The organism is Umezawaea tangerina (assembly GCF_003002815.1).
Taxonomy (GTDB): Bacteria; Actinomycetota; Actinomycetes; order Mycobacteriales; family Pseudonocardiaceae; genus Umezawaea; species Umezawaea tangerina.
Genome location: NZ_PVTF01000001.1, coordinates 570,765 through 591,403, shown reverse-complemented (window position 1 = coordinate 591,403; position 20,639 = coordinate 570,765). Strand labels below are relative to the sequence as shown.

Here is a 20,639-nt window from a genome sequence, read left to right as displayed (position 1 = left end):
AACATAGGTTGACCCCATGGCCATCCGCGCGGTGCTCTTCGACTTCTCCGGGACCCTCTTCCGCCTCGAGCACGAGGCGTTGGACGCGCACGGGGACCTCATGCGCGCGTTGACCGCGCCGGTCGGGGTGCACGAGGGGCTGTCGCCGGAGATGGAGGACGCCTGGCTGCGCCGGGACCTGGACCCGGAGCTGCACCGGGACGTGCACGTGGTCGCGTTGGAAGCGGCGGGGCTGACCGAGCCGGGTGCGGCGTTGGCGTTCTACGAACGCCTGGTGAGCGCGGCGTACTGGCGGGCGTACCCGGACACGTTCCAGGCGTTGCGGAAGGTGTCCGAGGCGGGTCTGCGGGTGGCGGTGCTGAGCAACACGGGCTGGGACATCCGGGCGGTGCTGCGGCGGTACGGGGTCGACCACCTGGTGGACGAGGTCGTGCTGTCCTTCGAGGTGGGGATGATCAAGCCCGATCCGAAGATCTTCCTGCTGGCCTGCGAGCGGCTCAGGGTGGACCCGGCCGAGGTGCTGATGGTCGGGGACAGCGAGGAGGCCGACGGCGGCGCGGAGGCGGTCGGGAGCAAGGTGGCGATCGTCGAGCCGTTGGAGACGGCGGCTCGGCCGGGTGCGCTGTTGGCGGTGCTCCAGAAGCACGGGATCATCCCCGTTTGAGCGGTCGATTCACCCCGCCAGGGCCCGCGGCCGTACCATTAGTGAGGTGAGCCTTCACCTGTACGACACCGCGACCCGGAGCATGCGGGAGTTCCACCCGCTGGTCAACGGTACGGCGTCGATCTACGTGTGTGGGGCGACCGTGCAGGGCGTGCCCCACATCGGCCACGTCCGGAGCGGCCTCAACTTCGACGTGCTGCGGCGCTGGCTGGCGCGCGACGGCGCTGACGTGCGGTTGGTGCGCAACGTCACGGACATCGACGACAAGATCCTCACCAAGGCCGCCGAGCACGGCAGGCCGTGGTGGGAGTGGGCGTACACGCACGAGAGGGCGTTCGAGGACGCGTACGACTCGCTGGGCTGCCTGCCCGCGTCGTACGCGCCGAGGGCGACCGGCCACGTGACGCAGATGGTCGAGCTGATGCACCGGCTCATCGACAAGGGGCACGCGTACGCGGCGGACGGCGACGTCTACTTCGCGGTGCGGTCCTTCGACGAGTACGGGGCGCTGTCGGGCCAGAAGCTGGACGAGGTGTTCCAGGGCGAGTCGGCGGCGACGGGCAAGCGGGACGCGCGCGACTTCACGCTGTGGAAGGGCGCGAAGCCCGGTGAGCCGTCGTGGCCGACGCCGTGGGGCGCGGGCCGTCCCGGCTGGCACCTGGAGTGCTCGGCGATGGCGACGGAGTACCTCGGGCGCGAGTTCGACATCCACGGCGGCGGCATCGACCTGATCTTCCCGCACCACGAGAACGAGCAGGCGCAGTCGCGGGCGGCGGGCGACGGTTTCTCGCGGTACTGGATGCACAACGCCTGGGTCACCATGAGCGGCGAGAAGATGTCGAAGTCGCTCGGCAACGTGGTGTCGATCCCGGAGATGCTGAACCGGGTGCGCGCGCCCGAGCTGCGCTACTACCTCGTGACGCCGCACTACCGGTCGACCATCGAGTACTCCGAGGGCGCGCTGGAGGAGTCGGTGTCGGCGTACCGCCGCGTCGAGTCGTTCCTGCGCCGCGTGGTGCAGCGGACGGGTGTCGTGCCGCTGGGCACCGACCTGTGCCCCGAGTTCGTCACCGCCATGGACGACGACCTGAGCACCCCGCAGGCGACGGGCGCGCTGCACAACAAGGTCCGCGAGGGCAACACCGCGCTCGACGCGGGCGACGACATCGCCGCGCGCGAGGCCGCGGCCTGCGTGCGCGGGATGGCCGACCTGCTCGGCCTCGACCCGTTGTCGCCGAAGTGGAACGAGTCCACGAGCACGGACACCGGTGCCCGCCAGGCGCTCGTCGCGCTGGTGGAGCACGTCTTGGAAGAACGCCTGCGGGCCCGCAAGGACCGGGACTTCGCCAAGGCGGACGCGTTGCGCGACCGCCTGAAGGCCGCAGGCATCGCCGTCGAGGACAACCCCGACGGTTCGCAGTGGACATTGAGGGACGACTGAGCTCGTGGCTGGTAACTCCAAGCGCAAGGGCGCGATGCGCAACCCCGGTACGAAGAAGGGTGCGGTCGTCGGTTCCGGCGGGCAGAAGTCCAAGGGCCTGCAAGGTCGTGGCCCGACCCCGAAGGCGGTAGAGCGCCCCAACCACCCGGCCTACCGCCGGGCGACGAACGCGGCCAAGACGGCCAACAGCGAGAAGGCCCGCGCGCGCCGCAAGAACGAGGGCCAGGCCGAGACGGTCGCGGGCCGCAACCCGGTCGTCGAGTGCCTGCGCGCGGGCATCCCCGCGACGGCGCTGTACGTGGCGCTCGGCATCGACGCGGACGACCGCGTGGCCGAGTCGGTGCGGCTGGCGGCCGACCGCGGCATCACCGTGCTCGAGGTGACCCGCGGCGAGCTGGACCGGATCACCGGTGGCGCGCTGCACCAGGGCCTCGGCCTGCAGGTGCCGCCGTTCAACTACGCGCACCCGGACGAGCTGCTGGAGATGACCCGCCAGACCCGCCACCAGCCGCTGCTGGTCGCGCTCGACGGCGTCACCGACCCCCGCAACCTCGGCGCCGTGGTGCGCTCCGCGGCCGCGTTCGGCGCTCAGGGCGTGCTGCTGCCGCAGCGCCGCTCGGCCAGCATCACCGCGGTCGCCTGGCGCTCCAGCGCGGGCACGGCGGCGAAGGTGCCGATCGCCATGGCGACGAACCTGACCCGCACCCTCCGCGACTGGGCCGACGAAGGCCTCATGGTCGTCGGCCTCGACGCGGACGGCGACGTCGACGTGGACGGCCTCGAGCTCGCCACCGGCCCGCTCGTGGTCGTCGTCGGCTCCGAGGGCCGCGGCCTCTCCCGCCTCGTGCGCGAGACCTGCGACCAGACCGTCTCCATCCCGATGGCCGCCGGCGTCGAGTCCCTCAACGCCTCCGTCGCCGCCGGCGTCGTGCTCGCCGAGGTCGCCCGCCGCCGCCGCGTCGCCGCCAAGGCCTGACCCACCTCCCGACGGCCGGTCCCGCACCCGCGCGGACCGGCCGTCGGCATGTCCGGGCACCGTCCCGCCCGCACCCCGCCCCCACCAACCTGCCCGAACCCCGAAACTGTCGTACCCCGCTCGTACCCTGGGTCTTCGGGGGGCCTTCACGACGGGGGGACCTCTGGTCGGCGCGGACAAGCCGCGGTGTCGAGCATCGCCGGACAACCGCCGTCACACCGAGCCACCCGGTAAGCGCCTACCGAGACCCGACACCACTGCGGCTCACCGGCCTTCCCGAGCACGACCGGCCTCGACTCGCGGAAACTGTCGTACCCCCTTCGTACCCTGGGTCTTCGGGGGACCCTCACGACGGGAGTACCCCTGGTCGTCGTCGACCGCCCGCGGTGTCGAACACGGCCGGACAACCACCATCGCGCCGAGACCGCCCGGCAAGCGCCTGCCGGAACCGCTCAACGCCACCTCCGCTCTCCGGCCGCCCCTGAGCCCGGTCCGCGGAAACTGTCGGACCCCCTTCGTACCCTGGGTCTTCGGGGGGGCTGCACGACCGGGGTACCCCTGCTTGGCGTCGGCCGCCCCGTGCCCGCCCGCACCCCGCCCGGAGCGGTACCCCTGAAACCCCAGGACCGCGAGCGAACGCCCGACACCGCCCGCTATCGTTCCCGGCGATGTCATTCGCCAGCCCCCTCTTCCTGTGGTTCTTCATGCCGCTCCTCCTAGCGGCACTGCTGGCCACGCCCAGGACTTGGCGCAACGGTGTGGTGGCGGTCGCCAGCCTGGTCTTCTACGCCAGCGGAGCGGGCGGCACGACGGTGCTGCTGCTGGCCTGCATGGTGGTGAACTACCTCGCGGGGCCGCGGTTGGAGGCGGGGCGGGAGGACGTGGATCCCGCGCTGCGCAAGAAGATCCTGCTCGGCGTGATCGGGTTCGACCTGGCCGTGCTGGTCGTCTGGAAGTACCTGGGCTTCGCCACGGAGCAGCTGGCGGCCATCGCGGGCGTGGTCGGCGCAGACCTGCCGGTGGTGCACCTGGCGCTGCCGATCGGCATCTCGTTCTACACGTTCCACCACATCTCCTACGTGGTGGACATCTACCGGGGCGAGCGCACCGCGTTGCGCGACCCGGTCTCGTTCATCACCTACATCGCGATGTTCCCGCAGCTGGTCGCGGGCCCGATCGTGCGGTACCGGGAGATCTCCGACCAGCTCCCGCAGCAGCGCACGCACCGCCTGGACGACATCGCGGCGGGTTTCCCGCGGTTCGCGCTGGGGCTGTGCAAGAAGGTGATCATCGCCGACTCGTTGGCGCCGTTGGTCGACGCGTGCTTCGCCACCCCGTCGCACGAGATGACGTTCGGCATCGCCTGGCTCGGGGCGGTCGGCTACACGCTCCAGCTGTACTTCGACTTCTCCGGCTACTCCGACATGGCCATCGGGCTGGGCCGGATGCTGGGGTTCCGGCTGCCGGAGAACTTCGCGCGCCCGTACTCGTCGGTGACCATCACGGAGTTCTGGCGGCGCTGGCACATGTCGTTGTCGCGCTGGTTCCGCGACTACGTGTACATCCCGCTGGGCGGCAATCGGCACGGCGTGGGCAAGACGTACCGGAACCTCGGGATCGTGTTCGTGCTCACCGGTTTCTGGCACGGGGCCAACTGGACGTTCCTCGTGTGGGGTTTGTTCCACGGGGCGCTGCTGGTTATGGAACGCGGTTTCGGATGGGATTCCGCGCCTGAGCGGAAAAACGCGCGGCTCGCCCGGCGGGCATTGACGATGTTGCTCGTGGTGGTCGGCTGGGTGTTCTTCCGCTCGGCCGACCTGGGCAAGGCGTTGGTGATGCTCGGGCATCTGCTGCTGCCGGATTTCTCCGGCGTATCCGATGCTGTGAGCGCCGCCACAACGAATCAGCGTTTCGCCATCCTGGTCGTCGCCCTGGTCATTGTCGTATTGCCCACATCCCCCGTGAGCGGCCCGTATCTGGAGTCCTCGAGGGACAAGATCGCGAACGTGGCCAGGATCTCCCTGATGACCGTTGGCCTGGCGTACGCGGCAATCCTGGTCGCCGGGGGGACGTTCAGCCCGTTCCTCTACTACCAGTTCTGACCTGAGCGGATAACGACGCACCGCAGTACATTGGGCGATAAGCACGAAGCGGGCTGACCCACTCGGCGCAACCCGTTGGGCGCGCGCCGCGCAAACTTTCACGCAGTGTGAGCACAGACGGCCTACTCACGGGTAGACAACGTCAACTGTCAATATTAACCGGGGCCGATTTTGAATCATAACTACCTTATGTAACCGACCTACTCCGTTCAGGTACACACTGTGGTAGGACAGAGTTTGTACAACCGACAGCTTCTACCGTGCTAACGGAGAAATAGGTTACTTCGGGTGGGGGTAACGTGACTCGCTCTTCGGGGCCGAACGACCTGGAGGGGTTGTGACCTCCAAGGGGACGTTGCGCGCGCTCGTAGGCGACCGCGAGTTCCGCGGGCTGTGGATCGGCTCGACGGTGTCCACGGCGGGCGACCAGCTCGCGGCCGTCGCCCTGTCACTCCTGGTGTTCGAACGCACGGGCTCCCCGCTCTGGACCGCCCTCACGTGGTCGCTGACGCTCTTCCCGCCGCTGGTCGCCGGACCGCTGCTCGGCTGGCTCGCCGACCGGTACCCGCGCCGCACCGTGATGATCATCTGCGCCTGGTTGCAGGCCGGGATCGTCGGGCTGATGGCGCTGCCCTCGATGCCGTTGTGGCTGATGATCGGGCTGCTGGTGGCCGTGCAGTTCGCGGCGTCGCCGTTCCTGGCGGCCCAGGAGGCCAGCCTGCCGTCGGTGCTGCCCGACAAGCGCTACGACGACGGGGTCGCGCTGTTCGGCACCTCGGTGGACGTGGCGCAGATGGCCGGGCTGGCCGCCGCGGGCTTCATCGTCACCGCCGCCAGCCCCAGCGCCGCGCTCGCGATCGACGCCGTCACGTTCGTCCTCGTCGCGATCCTGGTCCACACGTCGGTGGAGTTCCGGCCCGCCGCCGACCCGCGCAGGCACCGCAGGGTCGACACGTCGGACGAGCCGCCCCGGCAGGGCGTGTTCGCGCTGCTCGTCACGGAGCCGCGGCTGCGCAGCCTGATGGGCATGCGCCTGCTCGCCGGGCTCGCGATGGTGCCGGAGGGGCTGGCCGTGCCGCTGGCCGCCAGCCTCGACGCGGTGTGGGCCGTCGGTCTCATCCTCGCCATCGAGCCCGCGGCGAACGTCCTGGGCGTCGCGGTGCTGTTCCGCTGGGTTCGGGAACCCGCCAAACGCGAGCGCCTCGTAGGTCCGCTGGCTATCCTGTCGTTGGCACCGCTGGTGCTGTTCGCGCTGGACCCGAACCTCACCTGGACCATCGTCCTGCTGGTCATCGCGGGCATGGCGGGCGCGTACCACACGCCCGCGCGGTCGGCCTGGATGCGGATGCTGCCCGACGCGTACCGCGGCCGGGCGTACGGGATCGGCCGGGCCGCCCTGCGGTCGAGCCAGGGAGGTGGCATGGCGCTGGCCGGAGTGGTCGCCCACGCTGTGGGCTCCATCACGGCGACCATCGCCGGTGCGGGGGGCATCGGTCTGCTCCTGGCAGCACAGGCCACGGTTTCCTGGCACCGGGCGAGGGCGCGCGGCGACCAGAAGGTGGTGGTCAGCTGAAACGGACTCATCACATATCGCGATTGTCAATCATGACAGCCCCTTCGTGCGCTTCCAGCGAGGATTCGGATACGTACGGTGAGAATTCGGCCCCAAACTGAAGGGAGGGCGGTCTCACATGTCGCGGTTGCGCATGGCAAACCCTCCTTCGCGGAGTTCTCGGGCAGCGGCTGACGCGGGCGGCGGGCACCGCAGCAGCAGCGCTACCGCGCGCGGCGACCGTCGTAAGGTTGGGGGGACGTGGTGACAAACAGTTTGACTGACGACCAGCCCTCCAGGGCAACCCGTTGGGTTCCGATCCGGAACTGGGACCTCTGGAACCTGCGTCCGGCGGCACTGGCGTTCTTTATCCTGGTCGAATCGGCGGTAGCGGGAGCCGCCATCTGGCTGCTCACCACCCTCGGTTCCGTGTCGGCTACTGATTGGCTGCGGTTCGGCGCGATCACCGTGGCGATCACGATTCACCTGACGATGGTCCGTCGCGCCGAGGAATCGCGCCGCAACGAGTCGTCCGGTCCGCACATCGACCTCACGTCGGTGTGGACGTTCGCCGCGGCCATCGCGCTGCCGGGCGGACTGGCCGTCATCGTCACCCTCTGGATGAGAATTCTCATCCAACCCATCGCCCGCCGCCAGCCGTACCGGTTCGTGTTCAGCTCCTCCAGCATCCTGGGCAGCACGATGCTCGCGTGGGCCGTGGTGCACCTGTCCGGCTTCTCGCTCGCCGCCACGGGCGTCATCGTCACCGACCTCGGTCTCGTCCTGGTTCTCGCCGTCGCCGCGGCGCTCAACTGGTTCGCCCAGGTGGCCACGATCGCCGTGGCGCTGAAGATCGTCACGCCGCACACCCGCCTCGTCGAGTTCCTCGGCTCCAAGGTCGACAACATGCTCGAGGTGACCACGCTGGGCGCTGGCGCGATGCTCGGCATGCTGATCACATCGCACTGGGTCGGTCCTCTGTTGCTCGTCGCGCCGGTCATCCTGGTCAACGCACTGCTGAACAACGCCGCCGAACGGCGGGCGCACCTCGAACGGCTGCTCAGCGAGCAGGAGCAGCTGCACCAGCAGCTCGCCGAGGACGCGCACACCGACTACCGGACGGGCCTGCTCAACACCAACGGGCTGGCCGAGTACGCCGGTCGGCTGGCCGAGCGGTCGCGGCACGACGGCGAGCCGGTGACGGTGCTGGCGATCGACCTCGACTTCTTCAAGCGGATCAACGACACGTGGGGGCACCCGGCGGGCAACGCCGTGCTCGCGGAAGTGGGCCGCATCCTGCGCGAGAAGCTCCGACCGGGCGATGTGGCCGGACGGGATGGCGGGGAGGAGTTCCTCGTCGTGCTGGCCGACACGGGGCTCGCGCAGGGGGTCACCATCGCGGAGCGCATCCGCGAGGCCATCGCCGAGGTGACGGTGTCCACGACGGACAAGCACCGCAACACGGTGACGTTGCGCGGTCGCGCCCTGCCACCGGGCGACGAGGACGGTCCGGACGTGCGGGCGATCTCGGCGTCGATCGGGGTCGCGGTCATGGCCGAGGACGGCGACAGCCTCGCTCTCGCCCAGCACAGCGCGGACGCGGCGCTGTACGTGGCCAAGGAGAACGGCCGCAACCAGGTGCAGGTGGCCGGTGTGGACATCGGCGCGACCCGCCTCCCGGCGGCGACGGCGCTGCCGCTGCCCAGTCCACGGGTGGACCACCTGCCGTCGAACAACGGGGCCGAGGTCAGCCGCTCCGCCTGAGTCCCGGCCGGGTCACACCTGCGCGGCGACCCTGCGGTTCCCGATGCGGCGGACGCGGACGCGGCCGACGACGCGGCAGCCGACGTAGATCGCGAACGAGATCGCGGTGACGAACGCGCTGACCGGCAGGCCGGGTGCCAGGGACAGGACGATCCCGCCCAGGACGGCCACCTCCGCGAACAGGATCGACAGCAGCGTGGCCCGGCCGGGGCTGGACGTGACGCGGCACGCGGCCGCGGCGGGCGTGATCATCAGGGCCAGCACCAGCAGCGCGCCGACGATCTGGACGCTCAGCGCCGTGGCGATGCCGACGAGCACCGCGAACACCGGCGTCAGCACGCGCACCGGCACGCCGCGGGCGGCGGCCACGTCGGGGTCGACGCTGGCGAACAGCAGCGGCCGGTAGAGGAACGCGAGCACGACCAGGACCACGGCCGCCGTGCCGACGAGCTGCCACACGTTGTCCGCCGCCACGCCGAACGGCTGGCCGACCAGGAGGCCGAACTTGGTCGTGGCGCGGCCGTCGTAGAGGGCGAGGAACAGCACGCCGAGGCCGAGTCCGAACGCGAGCACGGCGCCGATCACCGAGTCCCGTTCGGAGTCCCGTTGGCTCAGCAGGCCCAGCAGCAGCGCGGCCAGCACGGCACCGCCGACGGCGCCGTAGCCGACGCTGACGCCGAGCAGCAGCGCCGCGGCGCCGCCGGTGAACGCCAGCTCGCTCGTGCCGTGGACGGCGAAGGACATCTTGCGCGTCACGACGAGGGGGCCGAGCACGCCCGCGAGCAGGCCGAGCACGGCACCGGCGACCAGTGCGCGGTGGACGATGTCGAGCGACAGCAGCTCGAACGTCTGGCCGAGGTCGAAGAAGTTGTCCATCAGCTCTCATCCACGACGTGGTGCGGCTGGTCCTCGCAGAGCTTGCCGGTGGCGCCGACGACCAGGATCTGGTCGCGCACCCGCACGACGTCGACCGTGGTGCCGTACAGCTCCGACAGCGTCTCCGAGGTCATGACCTCGGCGGGCGGACCGATCCGGAAGCGACCGTCCACGAGGTACAGGACCCGGTCCACCAGGGGCAGCACCGGGTTGATCTCGTGGGTGACGAAGAGGACCGCGGTGTCGGCGGCCTTGCGGCGGGTGTCGATCAGGTCGCTCACCACGCGCTGGTGCGCGAGGTCCAGCGACAGCAGCGGCTCGTCGCACAGCAGCACGCGCGGGTCGCCGACCAGCGCCTGGGCGACGCGGAGGCGTTGCTGCTCGCCGCCGGAGAGCAGGCCGATGGGGGCGTCCGCGTAGTCCGTCGCGCCGACCGCGGCGAGGACCTCGTCCACGCGGGCCCTGCGCTCCTTGCGGCCGCGCAGGCCCAGGCCCCAGCCGTGCCCGTCGAGGCCGAGGCCGACGAGGTCGCGGCCGCGCAGGGTCAGCGTCGGGTCGAGCGAGCGCTGCTGCGGGATGTAGCCGATGCGGCGGTTGCCGCGGCCCGGTGGGCTGCCCGCGACCTCCACGACGCCCGCCGACAGCGGCTGCAGGCCGAGCAGCACGCGCATCAGGCTGGTCTTGCCGGAGCCGTTCGGGCCGAGGACGGCGAGGAACTCGCCGGGCTGGACCTCGAGGTCGAGCCCGTCCCAGAGGACGCGCCTGCCGTAGGCGAGGGCGGCACCACGCAGCGAGACCGCCCCGCGCGGCTGCGCGGGGTGGTCCGCCGGGTTCATGTCGGTGGTGGTCGACGGTGCGGTCGTCATGTCTTCAGCGTCGTCACTTCTTGCCGAGCGCGCCGGACAGCGCGTCCACCTGCTTCGTCATCCAGTCAAGGTATCCGGCGACGCCCTCGGGCAGCGTCTCGGTCACCCCGACGACGGGCACGCCCGCCGTCCCCGCCTTCGCGACGAGCTGCTGGGTGACGCTGTTCTCGGTCTGGGTGTTGTTCACCAGCGCGGTGACCTGCTTGCCGGTGATCAGGTCGTTCGTGGCGGCCAGCGCGGCCACGGGCACGTCGGTCTCGTTCTCGATGGCCTCGGTGAACTCCGCCGGGGTGGCGTCGGCGACACCGGCGGCCTCCAGCAGGTAGTGCGGCACCGGCTCGGTGACGACGACCTTGCTGCCGGGGTGGTCGGTGCCGATCTTCGCGATGGCGGCGGACAGCCCGTCGAGCTTCGCGTTGAACGCGTCGACGTTGGCGGTGAAGGCGTCCTTCTTGTCGGGCGCGGCGGCCGACAGCTCCTCGGCGACCTTGCCCGCGACCCCGCGCACCGTCGGCAGGTCGTACCAGACGTGCTCGTTGGTGCCCTCCGGCTTGCCGGACAGCGCGAACGCGTCGACCTGCTTCGCGCCGCCGGCGCCGGAGTCGCCGATGAGCTTGGTGAAGAAGTCGTCGTAGCCGCCGCCGTTGAAGACGACCACCTTCGCCTTGCCCAGCGCGGCCACGTCGGCGGGCTTGCTCTCGTAGGAGTGCGGGTCGGCCGACGGGTCGTCGATGATCGAGTGGACGGTCACCGCGTCGCCGCCGACGGCCTCGACGACGCTGCCCCAGACGTTCGTGGAGGCGACGACGGCGACCTTGCCGTCGGCGGAGGCCGTCTCCGCGCCGCCGCCACCGCAGGCGGTCAGGGCCAGCAGCGCGGCGGCGACGGCCGCGCCCGCTCGGAGGTGACGCAGCGTCATCAGTGCACTCCTCGACAGGGTGAAACTTTGGTGATGGAAACCGTTGTCGAGTTCATCTTAGAACGCACCGCCACCGTTCTGTCCAGCGGCCCACATGCGACGAGGGCCACCCGTCCTCGAACGGGTGGCCCTCGTCGGTGGTGCGGGTGGGTCAGTCGGTGAGGCGGTCGCCGCTCTCCGGGTGGAACAGGTGGATCTCGCTGGCGTCACGCACAGCGACCTTGACCTGCTGGCCCAGCGTGGGCGGCGTGCGGCCGTCGACGCGGACCACGAAGCGCTCGGACGAGTCGCCGATGCGGACCGCGCCGTGCACGAGCGCGTCGGCGCCGAGCTCCTCGACCAGCTCCACCGTCATGTCCAGACCGTCCTCGGTGGACGTGGACGGGATGATGCCCAGCGCCTCCGGGCGGATGCCGAACGTGATCTCCGACAGGCTCGACCCGGACGCCGCGTCCAGGGCGGCGCGCGGCAGCGGCACCACGATGCCGTCGAGCTTCGCGCCCTCGGACGTCAGCGGGACGGTCTTGAGGTTCATCGCGGGCGAACCGATGAACCCGGCCACGAACGCGTTGGCGGGCTTGTCGTACAGCGCGCGCGGGGTGTCGCACTGCTGCAGCAGGCCGTCCTTGAGGACCGCCACCCGGTGCCCCATCGTCATGGCCTCGACCTGGTCGTGCGTCACGTAGATCGTCGTCGTGCCGAGGCGCTGCTGCAGCGCCGCGATGTTCGCACGGGTCTCCACGCGCAGCTTCGCGTCCAGGTTGGACAGCGGCTCGTCCATGAGGAACACGGCGGGCTCGCGCACGATCGCGCGCCCCATCGCGACGCGCTGGCGCTGACCACCGGACAGCGCCTTCGGCTTGCGGTCCAGGTACTTGGTGAGGTCAAGCAGCTTCGCCGCCTCCCCCACCTTCTCCTTGATCTCGGCCTTGTTCACGCCGCGCAGCTTGAGGGCGAACCCCATGTTCTCGGCCACCGTCATGTGCGGGTAGAGCGCGTAGGACTGGAACACCATCGCGATGTCACGGCCCTTCGGCGGAACGTTCGTGACGTCCTTCCCACCGATCTCGATGGCCCCCTCGTCGATGTCCTCCAACCCCGCCAGCATCCGCAGAGCAGTCGACTTCCCCGACCCCGACGGCCCGACCAGCACCAGGAACTCGCCGTCCGCGACGTCCAACGACAACTCGTCCACCGCACGGACCGGCGGGTTGCCGGTGAAGATCCGCGAAGCCTTGACGTAGGCGACCTCAGCCATGTGACGCACCTTTCCAATCCAAGCGTTGGCGCCAAGGTATTGATTGCAAGCGCTTACGGGAACAGGGGGATTGGTCTAGTTTTCGGCGGGTTCTGCGGTGGTGTGAGAGGTTCCGCCTATTGGGTGAATGGTGAGGTATTTGGGCTGGTCGGGGGAGGGTGGATACTGGGTTCGGCTTGGAGTTGGGCGTTGGGGTGGGTGGTGGGAGTAGGGGCGTGGAAGCGCTCTCAGCGTTGTGGGAAATAGATCGGTCCCCACCCACCACCGACAGTCGACACCGGGGGTGGGGGTCGCCGTCGGTGGCGGCGGTCGGGGCCTAAGAGACGGTCGCCATCGGCTCCGACGGTCGGCTCTGGCGGTCGCCATCGGTCGCGGTGGCGACACTGGGGCGGCAGTCGCCATCGGCGGCGGCGGCGGTGACGGCGGCGGCGGCGGTCGCGACACTGGCGCGGCAGTCGCGGTGGCGGTGGCGGTCGCGGTGGCGACACTGGAGCGGCAGTCGCATCGGTGATCAGCGATGGCGTCGTGGGCTCAGTGGCGGCGGTCCGGCGGGTCGGCGGCTGGGGCGCGACGCGGTCCGGCGAGCAGCCGACCTGGTCCGACGCGGTGCGGAGGGCGAGCAGCTGGGGCCAGTGCTGTTCGGCGGGTGAGCGGGCGGGGCCAGTGCGGTTCGGCGGGCCAGCCTGCTCGATGCTCGGCGGCGGGTGGCCCGTAGCGAGCGGCGAGATCGGGCAGCCCGCGGGGATCAGGCAGCCCGCGGGATCGGGTAGTCCCGCGAATCGGATGGGCCGCAGGAATCGAGCGCCCCGTGAGCAACCGCCACTCGTGGGAGGACCGGCGCCGTGGGGGACGGGCCCGTGGGGAACGGGCGACACACGGAGATCGGGCACCCCGTGGGCAGCAGACGGCCCGTGGACAACCAGCCCATGGCGACGGGCACCCCACGGCGACGGCCGCCCCGCAGAGGACTGGCCACCCCGCGGAGGACACGCGACCCCGTAGGGACGGGGGCGATCCGTGGGGACCGGGGCGCCCCATGGGGACGGGGGGCAACCTGCGGGGACGGGAGCAAAACCCGCGGGGGACAGGAGCAACCCGTGGGGGACGCCGGAGCGTCCCCCACGAGGTGTCAGCCCTTCACGGCGCCGGAGGCCAGGCCGGTGACGAGGAAGCGTTGGACGAGGTAGAAGACGGCGATGGCGGGGATTGCGACGAGGATGGAGGCGGCGGCGAGGTGGCCCCATTCGGTGCGGTTCTGCTGCACGAACACCTGCAGGCCGACGGCGAGGGTTTTGGATTCGTCGGCGGCGGAGAGGAAGGCGGAGGCGAAGGCGACTTCGCCCCAGGCGGTCAGGAAGGCGTAGAAGGCGGTGACGGCCAGGCCGGGGCGGGCCAGGGGGAGAACCAGGCGCCAGAAGACGCCGAACGGGGAGAGGCCGTCGACTCGGCCTGCTTCGTCGATGTCGTTGGGGATGGTGTCGAAGTAGCCCTTGAGCATGTAGGTGCAGAAGGGGACGGCGGTGGTGCAGTAGACGAGCACCAGGCCGAACTGCTGGCCTTGCAGACCCAGGGTCAGCAGGATGTTGTAGAGGGGGACGATGAGGACCGCGAACGGGAACATCTGCACGACGAGGAACGACAGCAGGAGCGGGCGTTTGCCGGGGAAGCGGAAGCGGCTCGCGGCGTAGCCGGTCGTGGCGGAGAGGAACACCGCGATGACCGTGGTCATCAGGGCGATCAGCACCGAGTTGCCGAACCACGACAGGAAGCTGCCCTTGTCGCCGGAGAGCACGTCGACGTAGTTGTCCACAGAGGACTCGTTGAACAGCTTCGGTGTCGTCTCGACGGCGCGGGCGTCCGGTTTGAAGGACGTGACGAGGACCCAGAACACCGGGAAGACGGCGATCAGGGAGGCGATCGCCAGTGCGCCGTGCAGGCCGATGCTGGCGCCGAGCGAGCGGGACTTGCGGCGTTGGGGTTTGCGGTCGGGTTGGACGACCTGGAGTGAGCTGGCGTCGAGCGTCATCACCACACCTCGCCTTGCTTGCGCAGTGCGCGCCGGTAGACGCCCGCGAAGACCAGCAGCACCGAGAGGATCAGGACGCCGTAGGTGGACGCGATGGCGTAGTCGCGGGAGGCGCCGGAGAAGAAGCGCTCGAACGCGTAGGTCACCAGGATCCTGGTGTTGGGGTTGGGTCCGGTGATCAGGTAGATGATCGCGAACATGTTGAACGTCCAGATGATGCCGAGCAGCACCACCGTGCTCGACACCGACTGGAGGCCGGGGAGCGTGATGTGGCGGAAGCGCTGCCACGGGGTCGCGCCGTCGACCTCGGCGGCTTCGTAGAGGTCGGCGGGGATGGCTTGGAGGCCGCCGAGGAGGGCGACCATCATGAACGGGACGCCGAGCCAGACGTTGACGACGATGACGGCGACGAGGGCCCAGTCGTTCTGGCCGAGCCAGACCGGCGGGTCGTCGAAGCCGATGGCGCGCAGGCCCTGGTTGATGATCCCGTACTGGGCGTTGAACATGTACTTCCAGGTGAACGCGCTGATGAACGCGGGCACCGCCCACGGGAGGATCAGCAGCACGCGGTAGACGGCGCGGCCGCGGACCTCGCGGTTGAGCAGCAGCGCCAGGCCGAGGCCGATCGTGTAGTGGAAGAACACGCAGGAGAACGTCCAGATGAGGGTGCGGACGAGCGTGGACCAGAACGAGCCGTAGCTGCTGTCGCCGGAGAGCACGTTGAGGTAGTTGCGGAGGCCGACGCCGACGTAGGTGGCCGCCCGGTCGAGGACCGGGTTGGCGATGTTGGCCTCGTTGATGTCGGTGAAGGTGAAGAAGACGCCTTGTGCCAACGGGTAGAGCACCAGCACGGCGATGACCACGACGACCGGCAGCACCATCGCGTAGGCGTACCAGTGGCGGTCGAGGAACTTGCGCACCGAAAACCCCTTCCTGCGAGGGAGGGCCGCGGGCGTGGTCGCCCGCGGCCGTCCCGTCAGCCGATCGAGTACTCGGTGACGACCTGGTCCTTGTAGGCCTTGGCGACCTCGTCGAGCGCGGTCTTGGCGTCCTTCTTGCCCGCGAGGAAGTCCGCGTAGGCGATCTTCAGGGGGTCGAAGAGCTGGCCGCCTTCGGGGATCCACGGGCGGGCGTGGGCGGCTTTCGCGACGGGTTCGAAGGCGGCGACGACGGGTTGGGCCTTCACGTCGGCGTTGTCGTAGGCGGACTTGCGGGTGGGCAGGAGGCCGAGTTCCTTGGCGACCTGGACCTGGGCGTCGGTGCCGCTCATGCACTGGATGAACTTGATGGCCGACGCCTTGGCCTTGGTGCCCTGGCGGATCGTGTAGTCGTGGCCGCCGACCGGTGCGCTGCCCTTGCCCGCGGTGTCGCCGGGGACGGGGGCGATGCCGAGGTTGGCCTTGTCGGTGAAGGCGGCGCCCTTGAGGTAGTCGGCGACGGACCAGGGTCCGTTGACGACCATGGCGACCTCGCCGGAGGAGAAGGCGGCCTGCATGTTGCTGTAGGAGTTGGTCGGGTCGAGCGCGGTCGACGCCGTCTTCGCGTCCAGCAGGCCCTTCGCGGTTTCCAGCGCCTTCACGTTGGCGGCGGAGTTGACCACGATCTTCTTGGCGTCGGCGTCGACCAGGTCGCCGCCCGCGCCGTAGATGAACGGGAGGGCGTAGTAGGCGTCGTTGTTGAGGAAGAACGACTTCTCGCCGCCGAGCTTGGCGGCGGCGTCCTTGAGCTCGGCCCAGGTCTTCGGGGGTTGCACGCCCGCGTCGGCGAGCAGCTTCTTGTTGTAGAACAGGGCGAGGGAGTCGGTGACCTGGGGGACGCCGTAGGACTTGCCCTCGAACTTGGTGGAGCCGAGCGGGGTGTCCAGGAAGTCGCCGGTGTCCTTGGCGAGGTCGGTGTCGCTGATGTCGACGACCAGGCCGTTCTTGGCGAGCTGGGGGACCCAGGCGACTTCGGCGCGGAACACGTCCGGGCCCTGTCCGCCTTGGGCGGCGGTCTTGTAGTTGTTGAGGGCGGCGTCGAAGGCGACCGTCTCGGTCTTGACCTTGTAGCCGCCCTTGGTGGCGCAGTCCTGGGCGATCTTGGTGAACACCGGGCTCTCGTTGGGGCCGCTGGTGTCCCAGAAGGTGACCTCTCCGGAGTCCGAGGCCGCACCGGTCGAGCCGCCTCCGCCGCACGCGGTGAGCACCAGCGCGCCGGATAGACAGGCCGCCGTGGCGGTCACGAGGGTTGTACGTCGCATCGTTGCTGTCGTTCCCTCCTGCTTGCCTCGGCCGACGTGTTCCGGCGGAGGTTGTTGCAAGTTTTTGCATCAAGGTTGACGCGGATTTCATACCCGTGAACGGGGGGAGGTCAAGACTTATCCCGTAGTCACGCCTTAACGGACGCCGCCATGAGTGTTAAGCCCGGCTCGATGGGGTGTTGCCGTTGCAAAAACTTGCCGACGAAGCGCACGCTTCGGGGGCGCGGCGCCGGTGCGAGGAGGAGAACGTTGTCAGGTCTGTCCGAGATCGCCAGGGCGGCGGGGGTGAGCATCTCGACGGTCAGCAGGGTGCTGAACCGCCGGGCGGGCGTCAACGAGGAGACCCGGCAGCGCGTGCTGGCGGTGCTCACCGAGATGCCCTACACCCCGCGCGGGCTCGGTGCGCTGCAACGGACCGGTGTGATCGGTCTGCTCGTGCCGGAGTTGTCGAACCCGGTGTTCCCGGCGTTCGCCGAGGCGTTGGAGACGCGGGCGGCGCGGCTCGGGTACTCGTCGTTGCTGTGCAACACCCGTGCGATCGGCACGGCGGCGATGGGTGAGGAGGAGTACGTGCGGATGCTGCTCGCCAGGGGTGTCGAGGGCATGGTGTTCGTGTCGCCGGAGATCACCAACGTGGAGGTGCCGTTGGGGCAGGCGCCGCGGCCGAGCTACTACGCGAAGCTGCTCGCCGATGGTGTGCACATGGTGTTCCTCAACGGTGCGACGCCCGCGTTGGACGTGCCGGACGTGACCGTGGACGAGCAGTTGGCCGGGTACACCGCGACCAGGCACCTGGTCGAGCTGGGGCATCGGCGGGTGGGGTTCGTGTCGGGGCCGTCGCGGTCGTTGCCGTCGCGGTTGAAGCGGGCCGGGTGGGCGGCCGCGTTGGAGGAGGCGTCGTTGCCCGCGGAGTCGGAGTTCGTGGCGCACGGCCCGTTCGGGCCGCAGGGCGGGGCGGCCGCGGCGGGGGTGCTGCTGGACTCCGTGCGGCCGACGGCGGTGATCTGCTCGTCGGACCACATGGCGTTCGGGGTGTTGCGGGAGGCCCGTCTGCGTGGGCTTTCGGTGCCGGAGGACCTGTCGATCGTCGGGTTCGACGACATCCCGTTGGCGTCGTTCTGCTCGCCCGCGTTGACGACGTTGGCGCAGCCGATCGAGGAGATGGCGGCCGCGGCGGTCGACGAGCTCGTGAACAGACTCGATCCGGACAGGAAAAGGCGTGGATCGGGCAACTACACCAGGGTGTTCCGGCCGAGACTGGTGGTTCGCGAGTCCACGGCGCCCCCTCGACGTCCCTAGATTGGTCTGGACCAAATTCTCGTCATGCAAGACGGTACTACCTGCGCAAACACAGCAACCTGGTGACGCGCGTCCCGACTTGCTTCTGTAATTGGTTCTGAACCGTTACGGTCACTCCATGGCGCGGTCTATGCATGTGCGACGTCCTGCGACGCTGGCCTCCTTGGCCGCTGAGCTGGGCGTTTCCCGGACAACGGTGTCCAACGCGTACAACCGGCCCGACCAGCTCTCGCCAGAGCTGCGTCGACGGGTGTTGGAGACGGCAAGGCGGCTCGGTTATCCGGGCCCGGACCCGGTGGCCCGGTCACTGCGGACCCGCAAAGCGGGCGCGGTCGGGCTGCTGCTGACCGAGAACCTCTCGTACGCGTTCCGCGACCCGGCGGCGCTCGGGTTCCTGGAGGGCCTCGCGCTGGCGTGCGAGGACGCGGGCACCGGGCTGATGCTGATCCCGGCGAGCCCGGAGCGCGAGGACGTGGCGGCGGTGCACCGCGCGGGGGTCGACGGCTTCGTCGTCTACTCCGTGCCGGACGACGACCCGCACCTCGCCGCGGTCCTCGAACGGCCGGTGCCGACGGTCGTGTGCGACCAGCCGGACCTCACCAACGTCGACCGGGTCGGCATCGACGACCGGTCCGCGATGAACGAGCTGGCCCGGCACCTGATCGCGATGGGCCACCGGCGCATCGGCGTGGTCTGCATGCGCCTGGCACGCGACCGCAACGACGGGTACGTGTCCGTCGACCGGCAGCACGCCGCGCACTTCCACGTGCAGCGGTCGCGGCTGGCGGGGTTGGCGATGGCGTTCAGCGAGGCCGGGGTGGACTGGTCGCGGGTGCCCGTGGTCGAGCGGTTCGACCACAACACGGCGTCCGGCGAGTCCGCGGCGGCGCAGGTCCTCGACCGCGACCCGACCATCACGGCCCTGATCTGCACCTCGGACATACTGGCCCTCGGCGCGATGAACGAGGCCAAGCGGCGCGGTCTGCGCGTCCCGGAGGACCTGACGGTCACCGGGTTCGACGGCATCCACGAGGCCGAGCGGGCGGGTCTCACCACGGTGCGGCAGCCGGTGCTGGAGAAGGGGCGGGCGGCGGGCAAGCTGCTGCTCGACGTCGGTGAGCGGACCCGGCCGCGGTCGGTGAACCTGAGCACGGAGCTGATCACCGGTCGGACCGCGTCGGCTCCCCGCACGATCACCGAGGAGCGCTGGTTCGGGCCGTGAGGCCGGGTCGGCCGTGATCAGGTGAGCCGGAAGACGACGGGGTTGCTGGCCTTGCCCGCGACCTTGGCGATGAGCAGGTAGTCGCCGGGGCCGACCCTGGTGTGGGTGCGGCAGCCCTCGTCGGAGGTGCTGCCCGCCCAGCTCAGGCCGTAGGTGAAGACCTCGCGCGGCTGCATCACGCGCACCTCGGTGCCCTCGGTGGCGAAGCAGTGGTTGCTCGACCACAGCTGGGTGGCGCCGTCCGCGCTGGTCACGACCAGTTCGCGGACCGCGCGGCCGATGTCCTTGGTGCACGGGAGCTGGCCGACGTTCGAGACGTGGATCTTGAACTCGGGCTGCTGGCCGATCTCGTAGCTCGGCTTCGGCACCTCGGCGACGACGTTGACCTGGGCGTCCTCGCACGCCGCGGGCGGGCCGGGCGGGGCCGTGGGGCTCGGCGGCGCGGGCGGGGCGGGTGGGGGTGGCGGCGGCGAGGTGCTGGAGCTGGCCGGTGCGGTGCTCGGCGGGGTCGACGGCGGGGTCGACGTGACGGCTTGGAGCTGCGGCTGCGGGTCCGTGCGGCCGATCAGGCTGCCGATCAGCCAGATCGCCAGGAGCAGGGCGAGGATCGACACGCCGAGCGCTACCGCACGACGACGCCAGTACACCGAGGCCGGCCGCGGCCCTGTGGGCTCGATCACGACACCGACGGTAACCGGGTGGGCGCCACATCGACGGGACGCTGGAGTAACCCGATGCGGTGAAAGGTGACGTTCGCCCGAAACCCCTTGGCACCTGGGCCGACACCGGTTGTTATGGGTGTGGACAGTCCAGGACCGGAGGTGTGCCGTGACCGCTATCGACGAGCTGCTGCGCCGCAACGACGAGCTCGGCAACGTGGTGCCGGGTGACCGCTCCACACCGAAGCCGTCCTTGCGCGTGGCGATCCTGACCTGCATGGACTCGCGCATCCGGGTGTTCGAGATCTTCGGTCTCAAGCAGGGGGAGGCGCACGTGCTGCGCAACGCGGGCGGTGTCGTCACCGACGACATGATCAGGTCGCTCGCGCTGTCGCAGCGGAAGCTGGGGACGCGGGAGGTCCTGCTGGTGCACCACACCAACTGCGGGTTGGAGCTGGTGACCGAGGACGGCTTCAAGGACGAGCTTGAGCAGGAGTCGGGGATGCGGCCGACCTGGGCCGTGGAGGCGTTCAAAGAGGTGAAGGACAGCGTGCGGGGGTCGATGAACCGGCTGCGGCACAGCGCTTTCCTGCCGTACAAGGAGCAGGTGCGCGGGTTCGTCTACGACGTCCGGTCGGGGGTCCTGACCGAGGTCGTGTGACCGTGTCCCGGTGTCGGCCTCGGCGTTGTGCCGAGGCCGTCGCCGGGGTTCCGACCTGATCGGGGACCCCTGTCCTGCCGCGTCGCGGGCCGGGGCACGGGCGGCGACGGGCCAT

At 70.0% G+C, this 20,639-nt stretch carries 17 protein-coding genes; 9 read left to right on the top strand and 8 right to left on the bottom strand.

Annotated elements, in window-relative coordinates; all coding sequences use genetic code 11:
* Positions 1-16: 16 nt before the first annotated feature.
* The 6 genes from CLV43_RS02830 to CLV43_RS02805 all read left to right on the top strand — a co-directional run bounded on the left by CLV43_RS02830 (position 17) and on the right by CLV43_RS02805 (position 8,499).
* Positions 17-664 (top strand): HAD family hydrolase, encoded by a 648-nt coding sequence (locus CLV43_RS02830; protein ID WP_106185346.1) that lies wholly within the window; start codon positions 17-19, stop codon positions 662-664.
* Positions 665-710: 46 nt separating this feature from the next.
* Complete coding sequence (cysS, locus tag CLV43_RS02825) at positions 711-2,105, top strand: cysteine--tRNA ligase (RefSeq protein ID WP_106185345.1); 1,395 nt, start codon at positions 711-713, stop codon at positions 2,103-2,105.
* A 4-nt stretch (positions 2,106-2,109) separates the two neighbouring features.
* A complete protein-coding gene (gene rlmB / locus CLV43_RS02820; protein WP_106185344.1) occupies positions 2,110-3,081 on the top strand; it encodes a 23S rRNA (guanosine(2251)-2'-O)-methyltransferase RlmB in 972 nt (323 codons plus the stop codon).
* A gap of 668 nt (positions 3,082-3,749) precedes the next feature.
* The gene (locus CLV43_RS02815; protein WP_106185343.1) at positions 3,750-5,183 is read left to right on the top strand and encodes an MBOAT family O-acyltransferase; all 1,434 of its coding nucleotides are present in this window, start codon (positions 3,750-3,752) and stop codon (positions 5,181-5,183) included.
* A 337-nt stretch (positions 5,184-5,520) separates the two neighbouring features.
* Positions 5,521-6,756, top strand: a complete 1,236-nt coding sequence (locus tag CLV43_RS02810; RefSeq protein WP_106185342.1) for an MFS transporter — start codon at positions 5,521-5,523, stop codon at positions 6,754-6,756.
* A 408-nt stretch (positions 6,757-7,164) separates the two neighbouring features.
* Positions 7,165-8,499 carry a GGDEF domain-containing protein gene (locus CLV43_RS02805; RefSeq protein WP_245886085.1) on the top strand — a complete coding sequence of 445 codons (1,335 nt, stop codon included), beginning with the start codon at positions 7,165-7,167 and terminating at the stop codon, positions 8,497-8,499.
* A 12-nt stretch (positions 8,500-8,511) separates the two neighbouring features.
* Here CLV43_RS02805 and CLV43_RS02800 read toward each other — a convergent pair whose 3' ends face one another.
* From CLV43_RS02800 to CLV43_RS02765, 7 genes are all read right to left on the bottom strand, one after another.
* On the bottom strand, positions 8,512-9,375 hold the full coding sequence (locus CLV43_RS02800; protein WP_106185341.1) for a metal ABC transporter permease: 864 nt from the start codon (positions 9,373-9,375) through the stop codon (positions 8,512-8,514).
* Positions 9,375-10,211, bottom strand: a complete 837-nt coding sequence (locus CLV43_RS02795; protein WP_211304240.1) for a metal ABC transporter ATP-binding protein — start codon at positions 10,209-10,211, stop codon at positions 9,375-9,377. Before CLV43_RS02795 ends, CLV43_RS02800 begins: the two co-directional genes overlap by 1 nt.
* A 43-nt stretch (positions 10,212-10,254) precedes the next feature.
* Complete coding sequence (locus CLV43_RS02790) at positions 10,255-11,160, bottom strand: metal ABC transporter solute-binding protein, Zn/Mn family (RefSeq protein ID WP_106185339.1); 906 nt, start codon at positions 11,158-11,160, stop codon at positions 10,255-10,257.
* Between the two features lie 151 nt (positions 11,161-11,311).
* Positions 11,312-12,418 (bottom strand): ABC transporter ATP-binding protein, encoded by a 1,107-nt coding sequence (locus tag CLV43_RS02785; RefSeq protein WP_106185338.1) that lies wholly within the window; start codon positions 12,416-12,418, stop codon positions 11,312-11,314.
* Positions 12,419-13,547: 1,129 nt separating this feature from the next.
* Complete coding sequence (locus tag CLV43_RS02775) at positions 13,548-14,444, bottom strand: sugar ABC transporter permease (protein ID WP_106185336.1); 897 nt, start codon at positions 14,442-14,444, stop codon at positions 13,548-13,550.
* Complete coding sequence (locus CLV43_RS02770) at positions 14,444-15,364, bottom strand: carbohydrate ABC transporter permease (RefSeq protein ID WP_425445716.1); 921 nt, start codon at positions 15,362-15,364, stop codon at positions 14,444-14,446. The genes CLV43_RS02775 and CLV43_RS02770 overlap by 1 nt, the downstream gene beginning before the upstream one ends.
* A 56-nt stretch (positions 15,365-15,420) precedes the next feature.
* The gene (locus CLV43_RS02765; RefSeq protein WP_106185335.1) at positions 15,421-16,683 is read right to left on the bottom strand and encodes an extracellular solute-binding protein; all 1,263 of its coding nucleotides are present in this window, start codon (positions 16,681-16,683) and stop codon (positions 15,421-15,423) included.
* 249 nt (positions 16,684-16,932) lie between these two features.
* Here CLV43_RS02765 and CLV43_RS02760 point away from each other — a divergent pair, with 249 nt between their 5' ends.
* Both CLV43_RS02760 and CLV43_RS02755 read left to right on the top strand, forming a co-directional pair.
* The gene (locus CLV43_RS02760) at positions 16,933-17,982 is read left to right on the top strand and encodes a LacI family DNA-binding transcriptional regulator (RefSeq protein WP_106185334.1); all 1,050 of its coding nucleotides are present in this window, start codon (positions 16,933-16,935) and stop codon (positions 17,980-17,982) included.
* A 118-nt stretch (positions 17,983-18,100) separates the two neighbouring features.
* Complete coding sequence (locus tag CLV43_RS02755) at positions 18,101-19,204, top strand: LacI family DNA-binding transcriptional regulator (protein ID WP_106185333.1); 1,104 nt, start codon at positions 18,101-18,103, stop codon at positions 19,202-19,204.
* A 17-nt stretch (positions 19,205-19,221) separates the two neighbouring features.
* On the opposite strand, the gene CLV43_RS02750 is transcribed toward CLV43_RS02755, so the two are convergent.
* Positions 19,222-19,884, bottom strand: a complete 663-nt coding sequence (locus CLV43_RS02750; RefSeq protein ID WP_211304203.1) for a hypothetical protein — start codon at positions 19,882-19,884, stop codon at positions 19,222-19,224.
* A gap of 148 nt (positions 19,885-20,032) precedes the next feature.
* Between CLV43_RS02750 and CLV43_RS02745 the strand changes: the two genes are divergently transcribed.
* On the top strand, positions 20,033-20,524 hold the full coding sequence (locus tag CLV43_RS02745; RefSeq protein ID WP_106185332.1) for a beta-class carbonic anhydrase: 492 nt from the start codon (positions 20,033-20,035) through the stop codon (positions 20,522-20,524).
* Positions 20,525-20,639 lie beyond the last annotated feature (115 nt).